Source organism: Pseudomonas marvdashtae (genome assembly GCF_014268655.2).
GTDB classification, from domain to species: Bacteria; Pseudomonadota; Gammaproteobacteria; order Pseudomonadales; family Pseudomonadaceae; genus Aquipseudomonas; species Aquipseudomonas marvdashtae.
In genome coordinates, this window is record NZ_JABWQX020000001.1 from 2,312,565 (window position 1) to 2,329,073 (window position 16,509).

The following is a 16,509-nucleotide window of genomic DNA, read 5'->3' on the forward strand; positions in this document are numbered from 1 at the left end:
CGTCGAGGGGACACCGGGTGCTGCGGCCTCTTTCAAAGAGACCGCAGATCGGCGCTAGTCAGCCTTCGCCCAACTCACGCATGACGGCATACAAGGCGGATTTGGCTTCAAAGCCGACACCGGGAATATCCGGCAGGCCGACATAGCCGTTTTCCACACGAATGCCGTCAGCGAAGCCGCCAAAAGGCTGGAACACGTCGGGATACGATTCGTTGCCGCCCAAGTGCAGGCCCGCGGCGATGTTCAGGGACATCTGGTGCCCGCCGTGAGGCACTACGCGGCGCGAAGACCAGCCCATTTCCTCCATCACTTTCAGGGTGCGCATGTACTCCACGAGTCCGTAGGACAGGGCGCAGTCAAACTGGAGATAGTCGCGATCAGGGCGCATGCCGCCGTGGCGCAGCAGGTTGCGGGCGTCCTGGTGGGAGAACAGGTTTTCCCCGGTGGCCATGGGCAATTCATAGTGATTGGCGAGCTCGGCCTGAAGCGCGTAGTCCAGCGGATCGCCGACTTCTTCGTACCAGAAGAGGTTGTATTTCTTGATGGCTTCGGCGTAAGCGATGCCTGTTTGAAGGTCGAAGCGACCATTGGCATCGACCGCCAGTCGACGACCGTCCCCAACCACTTCGAGTACCGCTTCGATGCGCCGGATATCTTCATCCAGCGGCACCGCACCGATCTTCATCTTGACCACGTCGTAGCCACGATCCAGGTAGCTCTGCATTTCTGCCTTGAGCTTGGTCTGATCCTTGCCAGGGTAGTAGTAGCCGCCCGCTGCGTAGACCCAGACCTTGTCATCTGCCTCGCCGTTACGGTAACGGTCCGCCAGCAGGCGATAGAGCGGTTTGCCTTCGATCTTGGCGACCGCATCCCACACGGCCATGTCGATGGTGCCCACTGCGACCGAGCGCTCGCCATGGCCGCCTGGCTTTTCGTTGGTCATCAGGGTTTTCCAGATGGCGAACGGATCCAGGTTGTTGTTTTCGTGGTCGACCAGCGTATCCGGGTCAGCTTCGGTGATACGCGCCAGGAAGCGATCACGCATCAGCGCGCCTTGACCGTAGCGGCCGTTGGAGTTGAAGCCGTAGCCGATGACCGGCTTGCCGTCGCGAATCACGTCGGTGATGACAGCGACAACCGAGCAGGTCATTTTCGAGAAATCGATATAGGCGTTGGCAATGGGCGAGGCGATGGAAACGGTTTTTTCACGAATGTCTACGATACGCATGGCGGGCTCCTCTTGTTGTTTGCAGCCCCACGTTATGCGTTGAGATGTCACCCGCCCAATGCTATTAATGCCGCACCCTATGCACAGGAGGCATGGCCCTTGGAACTGGTTTGGCTTGAAGACTTTTCAGCGCTTGCGGAGTACGGCAGCTTTGTTCGAGCGGCTGAGGCGCGGCACGTTACCCAGCCGGCATTCAGTCGCAGAGTTCGCTCGCTGGAGAGTTGGATGGGCGTGCAGTTGTTCGTCCGTACGCCTCAAGGCGCGACGCTGACGGACGCAGGGCGGCAAATTCTGCCCAGTGCCCAGGAGGCGGCCAGGCGCTTGTACAGAATCCGCAGCGAGGCTCAAGAGATCGCCGGAATGACAGCGAGGTCGCTGCAATTCGCGGCCACGCACTCGCTGTCATTTACGTTTTTTCCCAAGTGGCTTCGAAGCTCGGAGAACGGTGCGCCCATCGAGGCTGTGCAGCTGCATTCAGACAGCATGGCCGTCTGCGAGCAGATGCTGATTCATGGCCAGGTGCAGTTTCTGCTCTGCCATCGCCATCCCGACGTTCCGCCTCTGCTGGCCCCTGATCAGTTCGTCGGCAAGAAGGTCGGTGAAGACGTGCTCATCCCGCTAGCGAGTGCGTCCGCCCAATTCGGCACCTCGCCCGCGGCATTGCCCTACCTGGCCTACACCCACGAGTCTGGACTGGGACGTATCGTCGCCCATAGGCTGCGTGGTAAAGAAGATTACCTTCACCTCAAGCCCCTTTTCAGCAGCCACCTGGCAGCGGTGCTGATGTCCATGGCCCTGGAAAGCAAAGGCGTGGCCTGGTTACCCAAGAGCCTCACCGAACAAGAAATGCTCGACGGGCGCTTGGTCAGGGCGCTCGACGAAAGTTGGGACATACCGCTGGAAATTCATCTGACCCGTCCAACGGCACCGCTCAGTCAATCGGCCGAAGCATTCTGGGCCCGGGTGGGCACTTGAGGTTATTTGTAATGTTGTTCAAACACCGCCAATTGCTCGGGCTTGATCAACTGGAAGGGCACCCAGACGTCCGTTTCCACCGGTTCGCCCTTGATCATCTTGAGTGCTGATTGCACCGCGCTGGTCGCCTGGGCCTTGGGATCCTGGAAGACCGAGGCGACCAGCATCCCACGCTTGATCGCCGCCAGGCCGTCAGGCAAGCCGTCGATGCCGACAATCGCGACCTCGCCCTTGGCTTTGCCAGCCTGCTGCAAGGCCATGGCCGCACCAATGGCCATTTCGTCGTTGTTGGCGACGATGGCATCGAAACGACTGCCCGCCAGTAGCCAGTTGCTGGTCAAGTCCATGCCTTTGTTACGTTGCCATTCGGCGCTTTGCTGCTCGACGATCTTGATGCCGGGAAAATCCTTGAGCACCTGTTTGACCCCTTCGGTACGGTCGTGGGTGGCGTTTTGCGCCAGGTCACCCATGATGATTGCGAGGTTGCCCTTGCCACCGAGCCTTTCGGCCAAGTAGCGCATTTGCAACTGCCCGGCCTCAATGTCATTGGAGGCCACGGTGACGACGCCTTTGGGCAAAGTGCGCTCGTCCGGGTGACGGTTGACGTAGACCAGCGGCGTCTTCGCTTCGACCGCGGCGCGGGTGATGTTGGCGGTGGCGGAGGTGTCCACCGGCAGGACAATAACGGCGTCGACTTTTTGATTGATAAAACCCTGGACCTGATTGAGCTGGCGTACCACGTCGCCCTGGGCGTCCTCGAACTGGATCTGCACGTTTTCCTTTTTCGCGGCCTCATCCAGGCCGTTACGCACGTAGGTCATGAAGTTGTCGTCGACCCTGGCGATGCTGACGCCGATGCGATAGTCGGCGGCGGCCCATTGGCTGAAGAGCGATAGCAGGGTGGCGAAAAGCAGTGTGCAACGACGCATGATGGTTTTCCTTTTGTTGTTATGGGCTGAAACGTCATCAAGAGCAGAAATTTGCCGCGTGTGCTGATTACATGCGGGCCTCATCCATCAAGCGTGAAGGCCTGCCTGAAGCGCTCAAGCGCGACCTCGCTGTCACCGCTGGCCCAGCCTTCGAGGCCGACGACACCGCTGTATCCCATGCCAAACAAGGTCCTGGCAATGGCGGGGTAATGGATTTCGCCAGTGCCGGGTTCCATGCGACCCGGGACGTCGGCGACCTGGATTTCGCCGATGGCGCTGCCGGCGCGCTGGATCAGTTCGATCAGGTTTCCTTCGCCGATCTGTGCGTGATAGAGGTCCAGGTTCATCTTCAGGTGCGGGCTGCCCACAGCCTCGATCAGCGCCAGGGTCTCGTCAGCGCGGGCGAACGGTGTGCCGGGGTGGTCGACTTCGGTGTTGAGGTTTTCCAGCAGGAAGACCCGACCCGCGTCTTCGCCCAGGCGGGCGATTTTTTCCAGCGTCTTGCAGGCGTTCAACCACATGCGGCCGGTGGTCTGGATCACCGGTTTGACCGGCAGGCCTTGACCATCCAGGCCGGTGCCATGCAGGTTCAGGCTTGGGCAACCCAATTGAGCGGCGATGGCCAAGGATTCCTTGGCGCTGTCGAGCAGTTGCCGGATGCCCTCGGGATCGATCAGGTTGCCCTCGATGTAGCCGGTCATGGAGGTGAAATCCGCGCCGGTCGCCACCAGGGCCTGGATGTCTTTGCTCGTCCAGTTCCATATCTCGACGCTGAAGCCCAGGCCGTGGATGCGCTTGACCCGTTCGACGAAGGGCAGGTCGAGGAAGACCATCTCGGCGCTGATCGCCAGCTTGAACGGTGTGAAACTCATGAGAGCGCTCCTTGCACACGCACCGTTTTGCCTTGTTGGAAGGACTCGATACAGGCACGGGCAATCGCCAATGCCGCTCGCGCGTCTTCACCGCTGGCCAATGGTTTTTCACCACTGCGAACGCAATGGACAAAGTGGTTGAGCTCGGCCACATAGGCATCCCGCAGCAAGTCAGTGTCCATGCGCTGGGTGTCGGCCTGGACGCCATTGGCCAGGTACCGCAGCAAATCAGAGTCGTTGACGTTGCCCATGGTCAACATGCCCGCGCTGCCGAACACTTCGCCACGAACATCGTAGCCATACACGGCCTGGAAATTGGCCTCGGCCGTGGCGATGGCGCCGTTGTCGAAACGGATCGTGACCACGGCGGTATCAAGAAAGCCCTTGTCCTTGTAGGCGGGTGCGATCAGGGCGTCGGCCATGACAAATACTTCAACCGCCTCGGCGCCCGGATTCAGGTAGCGCAGGGTGTCGAAGTCGTGGATCAGGGTTTCCAGGAAGATCACCCATTGCGGCGACGCCGCCGGATTGTTCAGCGCCGGGTCGCGGGTCAGCGAGCGCAGCAGTTGTGGCGTGCCGATCCGACCGTCAACCACGTCCAGATGAGCGGTGCGGAAGCTCCTGGCAAAGCGCCGGTTGAAGCCGACTTGCAGCGTCACCCGTGCATCGGCAGCGGCGGCGATGGCGCGGTCCGCTTCGTCCAGGGTGATGGCCATCGGTTTTTCACAGAACACACTTTTGCCAGCCCGGGCTGCACTGATCACCAGTTCAGCGTGGCTGCGCGCCGGGGCGGCAATCAGCACGGCGTCGATGTCCGGGTCATCAAGCAGTTGCTGTGGATCGGTATAGATCTTTTGTACACCCAACTCTGCCGCCAGGCGCGCGGCTTGGCCGGAGGTAGGGTCGGTGATGGCGGCGAGGCACGCGCCGTGAATGTGCCGGGCGGCGGTCAAACCGTGAAAACTGCCCATGCGGCCGGCACCGATGAGGCCCAGGCGAAGTGGGTTGGATGTGCTCATGAACTTGACTCCCTTAATTGTTTTTACGACTCGGCGGTATGAATGTCCTCGTCTGTCCAGGCAAGGAGCAAGCGCTGTGCCAATAATTAAGTATTTGAAACACAAGAGGATTTACGGTGATCGCGCTTGAGTCGATGTTCATTTGCATGACATGTCTATACTGACATGTCGAAATTATGGACATGGAGCCGGACAATGAACGATCAGCCCGCAGCATTGACCGCCGAAGACCGCGATTACCTCACCGCGCTTGGCCCAGCGTCCTTGAACGAGGGGCCAAGCACTGCGCTGGATGAGGCCTGGCGCGCGTGCCTGGCGGGTGAGATTCATCGGCCCGGCGGGATCAGGCGAGTGATTTGGGAGTCCTGGTTGCGCAGCGTCGGTGCCGGCCTGGATCCGGAAGACGGCGAGTATCGTTTTGTCGCGCCCGCCGCCCTGACCGCGACACTGGCCGCCAACCGGCTGCTGATCGCCGCGGCGGCGCAAGTCATGCGTGGTTTGCTTGCCTACAACCCCAGGGGGCATATCAACCTGACCGATGCCGAAGGCACCACGTTGTACTTCTGTGGCCTGGACCTCACTCCCATAGGCAGCCGACTGTTGGAATCAGTGCAGGGCACCAATTGCACCGGGCTGGCGATCCTCGAAGACCGTTTGGTCTACGTGCTGGCCGAGGAAAACTTCGGGCTTGGCCTGCGTCAGCGCCGCATGCATTGCGCCGCTGCGCCCATCCGCGATGCCCAGGGCCGGACGCTGGGTATGTTGACGTTGACGGCGGAGCCAGGCTGGTTTCATTTCCATACGCTGGGCACCGTCCAGGCCGCGGCCGAGGCGGTCTCCAGGCAAATGGCGCTGCAAGCCTTGCTGGAAGAACAACAAACAGTCCTCGAGGTACTCAACGAGGGCTTGGTGGTTTTGGATGAGCAAGGCCGCATCAAGGCGCTCAATCATTACGCCCGACAGCTGTTTCGCGTGGGCCATGACTTGCTCGGCAGCCCGTTCGAGAGTCTGGGCAAGAGTGAGTTGACCGATGCAGTCCTGCTCGCAAGCGGGGAGACGGTGCGAGACTTGGATTGCACCTTTGAACTGCATGACCGCAGCCATCTGGCCTGCCTGGTATCGGTCTGCCCGCTGGAGCAAGGCGGGCGGATCGTTTCGTTGCGCGAGAATCGACGCATTCGGGAAATCACCCGGCGGATCATCGGCACCCAGGCCAGCTACACCTTTGAAACCATCCTCGGCCGTTCCCGGGCAATTCAAGATGCGATGCACCTGGCGCGGATTGCCAGCCGCAGTGATTCGACCACGCTGATCCTCGGCGAGAGCGGCACGGGCAAGGAGCTGTTCGCCCAGGCCATCCATAATGCCAGCGACCGTTGTGGCGGTCCTTTCGTGGCGGTGAACTGCGGCGCAATTCCCCGTGACCTGGTCCAGAGCGAACTGTTCGGCCATGTCGAAGGTGCATTCACCGGATCGGCTCGCGGTGGGTCGGCGGGCAAATTCGAATTGGCCGATGGCGGGACGATCTTTCTCGACGAAATCGGCGACATGTCTTTTGATGCGCAGGTCAGCTTGCTGCGTGTCCTGCAGGAAGGCGAGGTGACACGGGTGGGGGCGAAAAAATCGCTGCGGGTCAATGTGCGCATCATCGCCGCCACCCACCGCAACCTCAGCCAAGCGGTGGCCGAGGGTGCTTTTCGCGAGGACCTTTACTACCGCCTCAACGTACTGAACCTGACGGTGCCGCCACTGCGGATGCGCCGCGACGATGTGCCGTTGCTGGCGCGGCATTTTCTCGCCCGTTGTGCCCGGTCGCTACGCAAGTCGATGCACGACCTCTCTTCGGAAGCGCTGGACATGCTCAGCAGCTATCACTGGCCGGGCAATGTCCGTGAGCTGGAAAACGTCATTGAGCGGGCGACCAACCTGGCGATGAGCGAACTGATCCTGCCGGGCGATCTTACGCTGGAGATCAGGCAGCGAGGGCGGCCATCGACGGCGTGGGGCAGCGTCCCTGAGCCTCGGGCGGCTGCGGACCTCGGCACCCATGAAATGAACGCAATCATCGCCGCTCTGAAGGACACCCGCGGGAACATCCGCCTGGCGGCTCAGCGGTTGAATGTGTCACGTGGCGGGCTGTACAACAAAATGAGTCGATTCGGATTGAAGGTTGATGCGTTCCGTTCAAAGTCAGACTGAACGTCATCCAGATTGCTCGATTCCTCGCGCAACCCGTTTGACCGCGGGAACTTACCTGACGCCGGGGACCGACGGGAGCAGGAATTCAAGCGCCTCGTCAACTAACCGCTCCGGCACCTGCTCTGCAATGTAATGCCCTGACGGCAACGCTTTTCCTCGCACGTCAGTCGCCACTTTTTGCCATTCGCCGAGCGGATCGAAGCAATGGCCCACGGCGCCGTCAGCCCCCCATAACGCAAGCAATGGCGTTGAAAGTTTCTTCCCGGCTTGCAGATCGCTCTTGTCATGCTCCAAATCGATACTGGCACTGGCTCGGTAATCTTCACACACACCATGGGCGGCGCCAGGAAGTGCCAGGCATCGCAGATATTCAGCGAACGCTGAGTCGGTAAAAGGCGCCATGCCAGCGCTGCGAGCGCCCATGACGCTGCGCAGATACAGCTCTGGATCAGCCTCGATGAGCGTCTCGGGGAAGGGCGCGGGGCGAATCAAGAAAAACCAGTGCCAATAGGCCCGGGCGAAAGCTTCGTTGGTCTGTTCATACATCGCCAGCGTTGGAGCGATATCCAGGGTGATCAACCGCTTCACTGCGTCTGGATGGTCCATCGCCATGCGAAAGGCCACCCGAGCACCTCTGTCGTGAGCCATTACGTCGAACTTTACGAATCCCAGTTCGCGCATGAGACCCAACCCGTCCAGGGCCATCTGCCGCTTGGAGTAGGTGAGGTGCTCGGCGTCGCTTGCCGGTTTGTCGCTATCGCCGTAGCCGCGAAGATCCGCCGCGACCACGGTGAAATACTTCGCCAGGGGCTCGGCGACCTTGTGCCAGATGACGTGAGTCTGCGGGTGCCCGTGAAGCAGTAGCAAGCCATGGCCGCTTCCACCTTTGCGGTAGTTGACGGTTATACCGTTGACTTGGCATCGGCCCGATTCAAATGAGGCAAACATCGCTTGGCGCTCCTTCTGATTGTTGCGCCTATTTTAGAGCGAACGATCCTTCCTGCCAGGGCGCGGCGTGTGAGCGCTTTCTTCACGGATCGTGTGCAACCGCGCAGGGGGTGTGGCAGGCGTGGCACAGCTGTCCCGGCAAATGCGACAACTGTCGCATGCCGATGCAACCCGTAACCTGGCTTGAAAGCCCCGTAAAACGGGACCTGCGACGATTTTTAAAACGGTGGCATGGGGGTTGCTCCTCTTCTGGTGCGCAGCGCAATGGCTTCGCTACTAATAAGAATCAGGAGTTCCCCCATGACACAGATTGGCCTCGCCGTGCCTACTGCTTCTCGGAGCGCGCCCCTTCGTGTTCCGCTCAAGACGCTATTTGTCGTGCTGGCGCTGACTCTCAATGCCGCGCCGGGCTGGGCCCAGGACATGCCAGCGAATGTCGACGGCAAGCGCATCATCGCCGCCGATCAGGAGCCCGGTAACTGGATGAGCACCGGCCGCACCTACGACGAGCAGCGCTACAGCCCATTGAAGAAAATCAGCGACCAGAACGTCGGCCAGCTGGGGCTCGCCTGGAGCTACAAGCTGGACCTGGATCGGGGCGTCGAAGCCACGCCTATCGTGGTCGACGGCGTGATGTACACCACCGGTCCGTTCTCCGTGGTCTACGCCCTGGACGCACGCGACGGCAAGCTGATCTGGAAGTACGACCCCAAGTCCGACCGCAACCGCGCCGGCGAGGCGTGCTGCGATGCGGTCAACCGTGGCGTCGCGGTGTGGAAGGGCAAGGTCTACGTGGGTGTGCTCGATGGTCGCCTGGAGGCCATCGATGCGAAGACCGGCCAGCGCGCCTGGTCGGTGGACACCCGGGCCGATCACACGCGCAGCTACACCATCACCGGTGCCCCTCGCGTGGTCAACGGCAAAGTGGTGATCGGCAACGGTGGTGCCGAGTTCGGCGTACGCGGTTATGTCACCGCCTACGACGCCGAAACCGGCAAGCAGGCCTGGCGTTTCTTCACGGTGCCGGGTGACCCCAAGCTGCCGCCGGAAGACAAGGCCATGGCCATCGCCGCCAAGACCTGGCACGGCGATGCCTACGTTGCTCAAGGCGGTGGCGGCACGGCCTGGGACTCCTTCGCCTTCGACCCGGATCTGAATCTGCTGTACATCGGCGTTGGCAACGGTTCGCTGTGGGACCCGAAATGGCGCAGCCAGGCCAAGGGCGACAACCTGTTCCTGTCCTCGATTGTCGCGGTCAATGCCGACACGGGCGAGTACGCCTGGCACTACCAGACCACGCCCGGAGACGCCTGGGACTACACCGCCACCCAGCACATGATCCTGGCGGACCTGCCGATCGATGGAAAGCCGCGCAAGGTGCTGATGCAGGCGCCGAAAAACGGGTTTTTCTACGTGATCGACCGCGCCACGGGTGAGCTGCTGTCGGCCAAGGGCATCGTTCCGCAAAGCTGGACCAAGGGCATGGACATGAAGACCGGGCGGCCCATCGTCGATGACGAGAACGCCGCGTACTGGAAGGACGGCAAGCGCAAGTTGGTCACGCCCGCGTTCTGGGGCGCCCACGACTGGCAGCCGATGTCCTACAACCCGAACACCGGCCTGGTGTACATCCCGGCGCACATCATGTCCGCCTATTACGAACACATCCCCGAGGCGCCCAAGCGCAACCCGTTCAAGAGCATGTACCAACTGGGCCTGCGCACCGGGATGATGCCCGAGGACGCCGATGGGTTGCTGGAAATGGCCAAGGGCTGGTCGGGCAAACTCATCGCCTGGGACCCGGTCAAGCAGCAACCGGCCTGGGAAGTGCCCTACGTGACGATCTTCAACGGCGGCACCTTGAGCACCGCCGGCAACCTGGTGTTCGAGGGCAGCGCCGATGGCCGGGTAATCGCCTATGCCGCCGATACCGGCAAGAAACTCTGGGAGCAGCCAGCGGCCAGTGGTGTCATGGCTGCGCCGATTACCTACAGCGTGGATGGTGAGCAATACGTCACCTTCATGGCCGGTTGGGGCGGTGCCTTCTCGACGTTCGCGGGTGCCTTGTCCTTGCGCGCCGGGGTCCGGCCGTTTTCCCAGGTGTTGACCTACAAACTGGGCGGCACCGCCAAGCTCAACGAGCCGGCACCGCTTGCCGACACCCCGAAACCGCCGCCATTGACCGGTGACACCGCCGCGGTGGACGCCGGCGGCAAACTTTATGACGGCTATTGCTCGCAGTGCCACGGCATCCATGCGGTCAGCGGCGGCGTGCTGCCGGACCTGCGCAAGCTGACGCCGGAAAAACACCAGATGTTCCTCGGCATTCTCTTCGGTGGCCGAGTGCCCGACGGCATGCCGTCCTTTGCCGACGCCTTCACGCCGGCACAGGTGGAGCAGATTCATCAATACCTGATCAAGCGCGCCCACGACCTGCAGCAGGAAGGCGGCGTCTGGAAAACCTTTAGCGCCAAATGAACGCCCGCGATGCAGGGGGGCGGGGCGCCCCTGCATCGTTTTCGACACCGTCCGCGAGAGCAAGCACATGAACGAAATCATCGATTACCAGAACTTCATCGCCAACGCCTTCGTTCCTGGCGACCCCAGCATCGAAGTGCGCAACCCGGCCAACGACCGACTGTTGGCGCGGGTGCCCGAAGCCAGTGGCGAGCACGTTGAAGCGGCTATTTCCGCGGCGCGCAAGGCGCAGAGAAGCTGGGCGGCCCGACCGGCCATCGAACGCGCCGGCTACCTGCGCAAGATCGCCAGCAAAGTGCGCGACAACGCCGAACGACTCGCCCACATCATTACCGCCGAGCAAGGCAAGGTGCTGGGGCTGGCGCGGGTGGAGGTCAACTTCACCGCCGATTACCTGGATTACATGGCCGAATGGGCACGGCGTCTCGAAGGTGAGGTGCTGACCAGCGACCGCGTCGGCGAAAGCATCTTCCTGCTGCGCAAACCCCTGGGTGTGGTGGCCGGTATCTTGCCGTGGAACTTTCCGTTCTTCCTGATCGCTCGCAAAATGGCGCCGGCCTTGGTGACCGGCAACACCATCGTGATCAAGCCCAGTGAAGAAACCCCGATCAATTGCTTCGAGTTCGCCCGCCTGGTGGCCGAGACCGACCTGCCGGCCGGGGTGTTCAACGTGGTCAGCGGCACGGGGGCGACAGTGGGGCATCAGCTGACCAGCCATGCCGGCATTGATCTGATCAGCTTTACCGGCAGCGTCGGCACTGGCTCGCGGATCATGGCCGCGGCGGCGCCGAACATCACCAAGCTCAACCTGGAACTGGGGGGCAAGGCGCCGGCTATCGTGCTCGCGGACGCCGACCTGGAGCTGGCGGTCAAGGCCGTCACCGCGTCGCGGGTGATCAACACCGGGCAAGTCTGCAACTGCGCCGAGCGGGTGTACGTCGAAAGCAAGGTCGCCGATCAGTTCATCGAGCAGATTGCCGCGTCGATGGCCGCTACCCGGTACGGCGACCCGCTGGCCAAAGACGATCTGGACATGGGGCCGCTGATCAATCAGGCCGCGCTGGACAAGGTCGCGCAAATGGTCAAGAGCGCCACGGGGCAGGGCGCCGAAGTGGTGACTGGCGGCGCCGTGGCCGACAAGGGCCAGGGTTTCCATTACCAGCCAACCGTTCTGGCCGGCTGTGGCAGCGACATGGCGATCATGCGCCAGGAGATCTTTGGCCCGGTGTTGCCGATCCAGATCGTCGAAGACCTGGACGAAGCCATCGCCCTGGCCAACGACAGCGAATACGGCCTGACTTCATCGGTCTACACCCGCAGCCTGAGCGCGGCCATGCGCGCCAGTCATGAACTGGATTTTGGCGAAACCTACATCAATCGCGAGAACTTCGAAGCGATGCAGGGCTTCCATGCGGGCACGCGCAAGTCCGGTATTGGCGGCGCGGACGGCAAGCACGGCTTGTATGAATACACCCACACCCACGTGGTCTACATACAAATCTGATCCATGGCCTGGGCCTAAAAAAATGCCGGCGCCCTGCACGGGGCGTCGGCATTTTCTATTGGCGCGGACGTGGTATCAGGGCTGGTCGTTGGGCGCGACGACGCCGTGCTTTTTCATCTTGCGATACAGCGTCGAGCGCGAGATGCCCAGGTCCGTCGCGGCGGCGCTGATGTTCCAGCGATGCCGGCGCAGAGTGCCCAGCAAGTGGCGGGACTCTTCGCCGCCCAGTTGTTCTTCCAGATTGCCGGCCTGCGGCTTAACGCCGGTAGCCATTGGCAGCCTCTGCGGTGTCAGCAATTCGCAGGGCAGGCAGTCCAGATCGATCACGCCGCCTTCGGCCAGGGCCACCGCGTAGCGCAGGCTGTTGAGCAGCTGGCGAATGTTGCCGGGCCATGGGTAATCGAACAGGCATCGGCGGGCATCGGCGTCCAGCCGCAACCCGCGGGCGTCGGTCTGGGCTGCGAGCAGCGTGTCGATCAGCTCGGCTCGGTCACTGCGCTCGCGCAACGCCGGCAGCGCGAGGTTCATGCCGGCGAGGCGATAAAACAAGTCTTCGCGAAAGCGCTTCTCGCCGATCATGCTGTGCAGATCCTGATGGGTGGCCGAGATCACTTGGACGTCCAGCATCACCGGCGCCTCGGCCCCCAGTGGCGAAATTTCTCGTTCTGCCAGCACGCGTAGCAAGCGGGTTTGCAGGTGGGCGGGCATGTCGCCGATCTCATCGAGAAAGAGGGTGCCGCCGTTTGCCAGTTCCAGCTTGCCTTTCATGCCCTTTCGGTTGGCGCCGGTGAAGCTGCCGGCGCGATAGCCGAACAGTTCGCTCTCGATCAACGTCTCCGGGATAGCCGCGCAGTTCAGCGCAACGAAAGGTCCGGCGCGACGACTGCTGGCATGGTGAATGGCACGGGCAAAGGCCTCCTTGCCGGTGCCGGTCTCGCCGGTGATCAGGATCGCAATGCCCTTGTCGATCACCTTGCGCACGCGCCGCACGTTCTGTTGCAGCCGGGCATCGCTACCTGCGAGTTGTTGCAGTTCCGGGTGGGCCTGAAGGGCGGGGCGGGCGACGGGCAGCGGGCGGTGCTGTTCGGAGGGGATACGCAGGCCGACGTCCAGCAAGGCCTCATCACGCAGGCCACGCAAGCGCACCCCCTGGGCGCCACCCTTGGTCAGCTGGAGCAATTCGTCCACCGTGGTTGGGAGCAGGCTGTCGATGCGAGCGCCGAGCAATCTGGGATTGTCGGCCAGATCCAAGGCGACAAACGCGGCACGGTTGGCCCCGATGATGCGACCGCTTTCATCCAAAGCGAGCAGTTGCTCGTTGGCCAGGTCGGCGATTTCATCGATGGGTTTGAGGGACAGGGTCAGGCGGTCGCGGTAGCTCTGGCGAAAGTGTGCGTTCTCGATCAGGCGGGCGTACATGATCACCAGTTGCAACGTGAGGTACTGGCTTTCCCGAGGACCCTCGTTGTTCATGCAGGTCGCATTCAGGCAACCGCGCAACAAGCCTTGCGCGTCGAAGATCGGCGCCACCGAGCAGCTCAGGCGGAAGTTGGACGCCAGGAAGTGCTCTTCCCGGTGAATGATCAGCGGTTGCGCCGCCGCCAGGGTCGTGCCGATGCCGTTGGTGCCGACCTCCGACTCATCCCACCGCGCGCCCACCACCAGCCCGGATCGGGTGTAGGCATCGTGCTGGCTGGGCAGCCGGGAATCCAGGGTGATGCCGTGCTCATCGCTCAGCAGCACGGCAAAGCCGGCGGGCACCACGCGCCGGGCCAGGCCGTTCACACCCTGGCTGGCAATGGAAAGATATTGCTGATGCTGTTCCTGGTGACGACGGATGTCCTCGGCGCCAAGGATATTCTTGCGGCTCGCCGCGCCCGGATCCAGCCGGTGCTGCACGACGCTGCGGTACCAGGACTGTGCAATGACCCCATCGGGCCTGAGGCCGCGCCCGGAAAAATGGTCGTTGACGAACGCCGCGAGTTCGCTGGGGATCGTCTGCGTGTCATGCAGGGTCATGAAAGGCTCCATCAGCGGTGAAGCCCAAGAGGCTTCACTGGGATCTTGTTATTAGCTATCTACCATAGACGCTGAAGCGTGAATTTTCAGCCTCCCAGGTTTTACCCGCTTAACGCTGATACGCCAACAACCGCCGCTCTGCCAATCGGAACACCGCCACCAGCGCACACGCCAGCAGCATGTAAAGCAGGGCGGCGATGCCATAGGCCTGGAAGGTCTTGAAGGTGGCCGCGTTGACATCCGCAGCGATTTTAAGGATGTCGGGAACCGTCGCGGTAAAGGCGATGGCCGTGGCATGCAGGACAAAGATCACTTCGTTGCTATAGGCCGGGAGTGCCCGGCGCAGCATGCTCGGTATCAGCACCAGAATGAACAGTTGGCGGCGGGTCATGCCCAGGGCAAGGGCGGCTTCGATCTCGCCGCGTGGTGTCGTGCGTAGCACGCCAGCGAGGATTTCGATGGTATAGGCGCACGTGTTCAAGGCCAGGGCCAGGATCACGCAGTGCATGCCGTCACGAAAGAACCACCACAGGCTCGGTGATTCCCTGATGAGGCTCAGGCTCGCCAGGCCGCTGTAGATGATCAGCAATTGCACGAACAGCGGGGTGCCGCGGAACACCAAGGTGTACAGCTGGATCGCCAGGGCCAGCCAGCGGTTGCCGTAGGTGCGAATCAGCGCCAACGGTATGGCCACGAGCAAGCCGATAACGGCGGACGTCACCAACAGCCAGAGCGTGACGGCCAGGCCGCTCCAGCGATAACCGTCCGACCAGAGGAAGCTCGGTCCGAACTCTTTCAGGATCTCGATCATGACACTCTCCGCTGCGGCTCAAGGCTGTAGCGTCGTTCCAGATGTTTGAGCACCAGGTTGGAAAGGATCGCGAAGGCGAAAAATATCACCGCAACCACCAGATAGAAGAACATCTGTCTCGACGTCGCATTGCCCGCCTGTTTGGCCACCTGAACCATGTCGTTGAGGCCCAGCAGCGATATCAGGCCGGCACTTTTCAACAGCACTTGCCAGATATTGCCAATGCCGGGCAATGCGAACCGCATCATCTGCGGCAGGCGGATACGCCGCAGCACTTGCCAATGGCTCATGCCATAGGCGCGGGCTGCTTCGAGTTGGCCGAACGGAATCGCCTGGAAGGCGCCGCGGAAGGTTTCGGCGCAGTAGGCTCCGTAGATGAACCCCAACGTGCCGATCGCGGTGCCATAAGGGTTCAACTGGAACGATTCGCCGCCAAACGCTTCCGCCATCTGGTTGAGTCCGATCTGCGCGCTGTAGTAGATCAGCAGCATCAGCACCAAGTCAGGAACGCTGCGCACCAGCGTGGTATAGACCGTGGCCACCAGTCGTAAAGGTGCCAGTGGCGAAAGTTTCGCCAAGGCGCCGAGCAGGCCCAGGACCAAGGCGACACAGGCAGCCCACGTGGCCACCTGCACGGTCAGCCACGCGCCCTGGAAAATCAGATAGCCGTATCCCTCGAGAAACATGCTGTCAGGCTCCACTCGAGTGGTTCACTTCGGTGAGATATCGAAGTCGAAGTACTTCCTGGCGATGCGTTCATAGGTGCCGTTCTGGTGGATCCGTTCGAGCGCCTGGTTGATTTCGCCGGCCAGGGCGGTGTCGCTTTTGCGCATGCCGATCCCGGTGCCCGGGCCGAAGATCTCCGGTGACTTGACCACCTCGCCGGCATAACCGAAACCCTTGCCCATGGGCTTCTTCAACAAGCCTTCGGCCACCGCGATGGCGTCGTCGAATGCCGCATCCAGCCGACCGTTGATCAAGTCCGAGTAGGTCAAGTCACTGCTCTGATAAGGCACAACTTCCACGCCCTTGGCGCCCCACATCCGCTTGGCATAGACTTCGAAGACACTGCCCTGCTGCACGCCGATGCGCTTGCCACGCAGGGATTCGGCTGTCGGCTGCAACGGGCTGCCTTCAGGGGCGACCAGGCGTGCCGGGGTGTCATAGAGGGTGTTGGAAAAGGCAATTTCAGCTTTGCGTTCTTCGGTGATCGACAGGGCCGAGAGTATCCCGTCGAACTTCTTGCCCTTGAGGGCCGAAACCATGCCGTCGAAGGCGTTTTCCACCCACACGCAACGCCGTTTCAACTCGACGCAGAGGCTTTCGCCCAACTCGATATCGAATCCGGTCAGCGTGCCGTCCGGTCGCTTGGACTCGAACGGCGGGTAGGTGGGATCGACCCCGAAACGTAGCTCTTCGCTGGCGGCCCAAGTCATCAATGGACTGGCCAGGAGCATCAAACCGATCAGACATCTTTTCATCGACAGGGTATCCACGACAGGTGGGTGGAGCCGTCCCGGGCATTGG

Annotated in this window: 13 protein-coding genes; 4 read left to right on the top strand and 9 right to left on the bottom strand. The window is 61.7% G+C overall.

What is annotated here, in order from left to right; translation table 11 throughout:
* Positions 1-58 precede the first annotated feature (58 nt).
* Positions 59-1,228 carry a mandelate racemase/muconate lactonizing enzyme family protein gene (locus HU742_RS10545; protein ID WP_186631471.1) on the bottom strand — a complete coding sequence of 390 codons (1,170 nt, stop codon included), beginning with the start codon at positions 1,226-1,228 and terminating at the stop codon, positions 59-61.
* A 99-nt stretch (positions 1,229-1,327) separates the two neighbouring features.
* Here HU742_RS10545 and HU742_RS10550 point away from each other — a divergent pair, with 99 nt between their 5' ends.
* Entirely contained in the window at positions 1,328-2,203 is an 876-nt protein-coding gene (locus tag HU742_RS10550; protein WP_186631474.1) for a LysR family transcriptional regulator, read from the top strand.
* A 2-nt stretch (positions 2,204-2,205) separates the two neighbouring features.
* On the opposite strand, the gene HU742_RS10555 is transcribed toward HU742_RS10550, so the two are convergent.
* The 3 genes from HU742_RS10555 to HU742_RS10565 form a co-directional block, all read right to left on the bottom strand.
* A complete protein-coding gene (locus HU742_RS10555; protein ID WP_186642450.1) occupies positions 2,206-3,132 on the bottom strand; it encodes a sugar ABC transporter substrate-binding protein in 927 nt (308 codons plus the stop codon).
* A gap of 80 nt (positions 3,133-3,212) precedes the next feature.
* The gene (locus tag HU742_RS10560; RefSeq protein WP_186642451.1) at positions 3,213-4,004 is read right to left on the bottom strand and encodes a TIM barrel protein; all 792 of its coding nucleotides are present in this window, start codon (positions 4,002-4,004) and stop codon (positions 3,213-3,215) included.
* The gene (locus HU742_RS10565; protein WP_186642452.1) at positions 4,001-5,023 is read right to left on the bottom strand and encodes a Gfo/Idh/MocA family oxidoreductase; all 1,023 of its coding nucleotides are present in this window, start codon (positions 5,021-5,023) and stop codon (positions 4,001-4,003) included. Before HU742_RS10565 ends, HU742_RS10560 begins: the two co-directional genes overlap by 4 nt.
* A gap of 195 nt (positions 5,024-5,218) precedes the next feature.
* On the opposite strand from HU742_RS10565, the gene HU742_RS10570 reads away from it, so the two are divergent.
* Positions 5,219-7,222 carry a sigma-54 interaction domain-containing protein gene (locus HU742_RS10570; protein ID WP_186642453.1) on the top strand — a complete coding sequence of 668 codons (2,004 nt, stop codon included), beginning with the start codon at positions 5,219-5,221 and terminating at the stop codon, positions 7,220-7,222.
* 51 nt (positions 7,223-7,273) lie between these two features.
* Here HU742_RS10570 and HU742_RS10575 read toward each other — a convergent pair whose 3' ends face one another.
* Positions 7,274-8,170, bottom strand: coding sequence for an alpha/beta fold hydrolase (locus HU742_RS10575; RefSeq protein ID WP_186642454.1), 897 nt, complete (start codon positions 8,168-8,170; stop codon positions 7,274-7,276).
* Between the two features lie 300 nt (positions 8,171-8,470).
* On the opposite strand from HU742_RS10575, the gene HU742_RS10580 reads away from it, so the two are divergent.
* Both HU742_RS10580 and aldA read left to right on the top strand, forming a co-directional pair.
* Positions 8,471-10,648: a PQQ-dependent dehydrogenase, methanol/ethanol family gene (locus HU742_RS10580; RefSeq protein ID WP_186642455.1), complete on the top strand. Its 2,178-nt coding sequence runs from the start codon at positions 8,471-8,473 to the stop codon at positions 10,646-10,648.
* 67 nt (positions 10,649-10,715) lie between these two features.
* A complete protein-coding gene (gene aldA / locus HU742_RS10585; protein WP_186642456.1) occupies positions 10,716-12,152 on the top strand; it encodes an aldehyde dehydrogenase in 1,437 nt (478 codons plus the stop codon).
* 75 nt (positions 12,153-12,227) lie between these two features.
* Here aldA and HU742_RS10590 read toward each other — a convergent pair whose 3' ends face one another.
* The 4 genes from HU742_RS10590 to HU742_RS10605 all read right to left on the bottom strand — a co-directional run bounded on the left by HU742_RS10590 (position 12,228) and on the right by HU742_RS10605 (position 16,463).
* Positions 12,228-14,171 carry a sigma-54-dependent Fis family transcriptional regulator gene (locus HU742_RS10590; protein WP_186642457.1) on the bottom strand — a complete coding sequence of 648 codons (1,944 nt, stop codon included), beginning with the start codon at positions 14,169-14,171 and terminating at the stop codon, positions 12,228-12,230.
* Positions 14,172-14,280: 109 nt separating this feature from the next.
* Entirely contained in the window at positions 14,281-14,982 is a 702-nt protein-coding gene (gene hisM / locus HU742_RS10595) for a histidine ABC transporter permease HisM (RefSeq protein WP_186631497.1), read from the bottom strand.
* A complete protein-coding gene (locus tag HU742_RS10600; protein ID WP_186631500.1) occupies positions 14,979-15,668 on the bottom strand; it encodes an ABC transporter permease in 690 nt (229 codons plus the stop codon). The genes hisM and HU742_RS10600 overlap by 4 nt, the downstream gene beginning before the upstream one ends.
* Positions 15,669-15,692: 24 nt before the next feature.
* Positions 15,693-16,463, bottom strand: a complete 771-nt coding sequence (locus HU742_RS10605) for an ABC transporter substrate-binding protein (RefSeq protein ID WP_186631503.1) — start codon at positions 16,461-16,463, stop codon at positions 15,693-15,695.
* Positions 16,464-16,509: the final 46 nt, after the last annotated feature.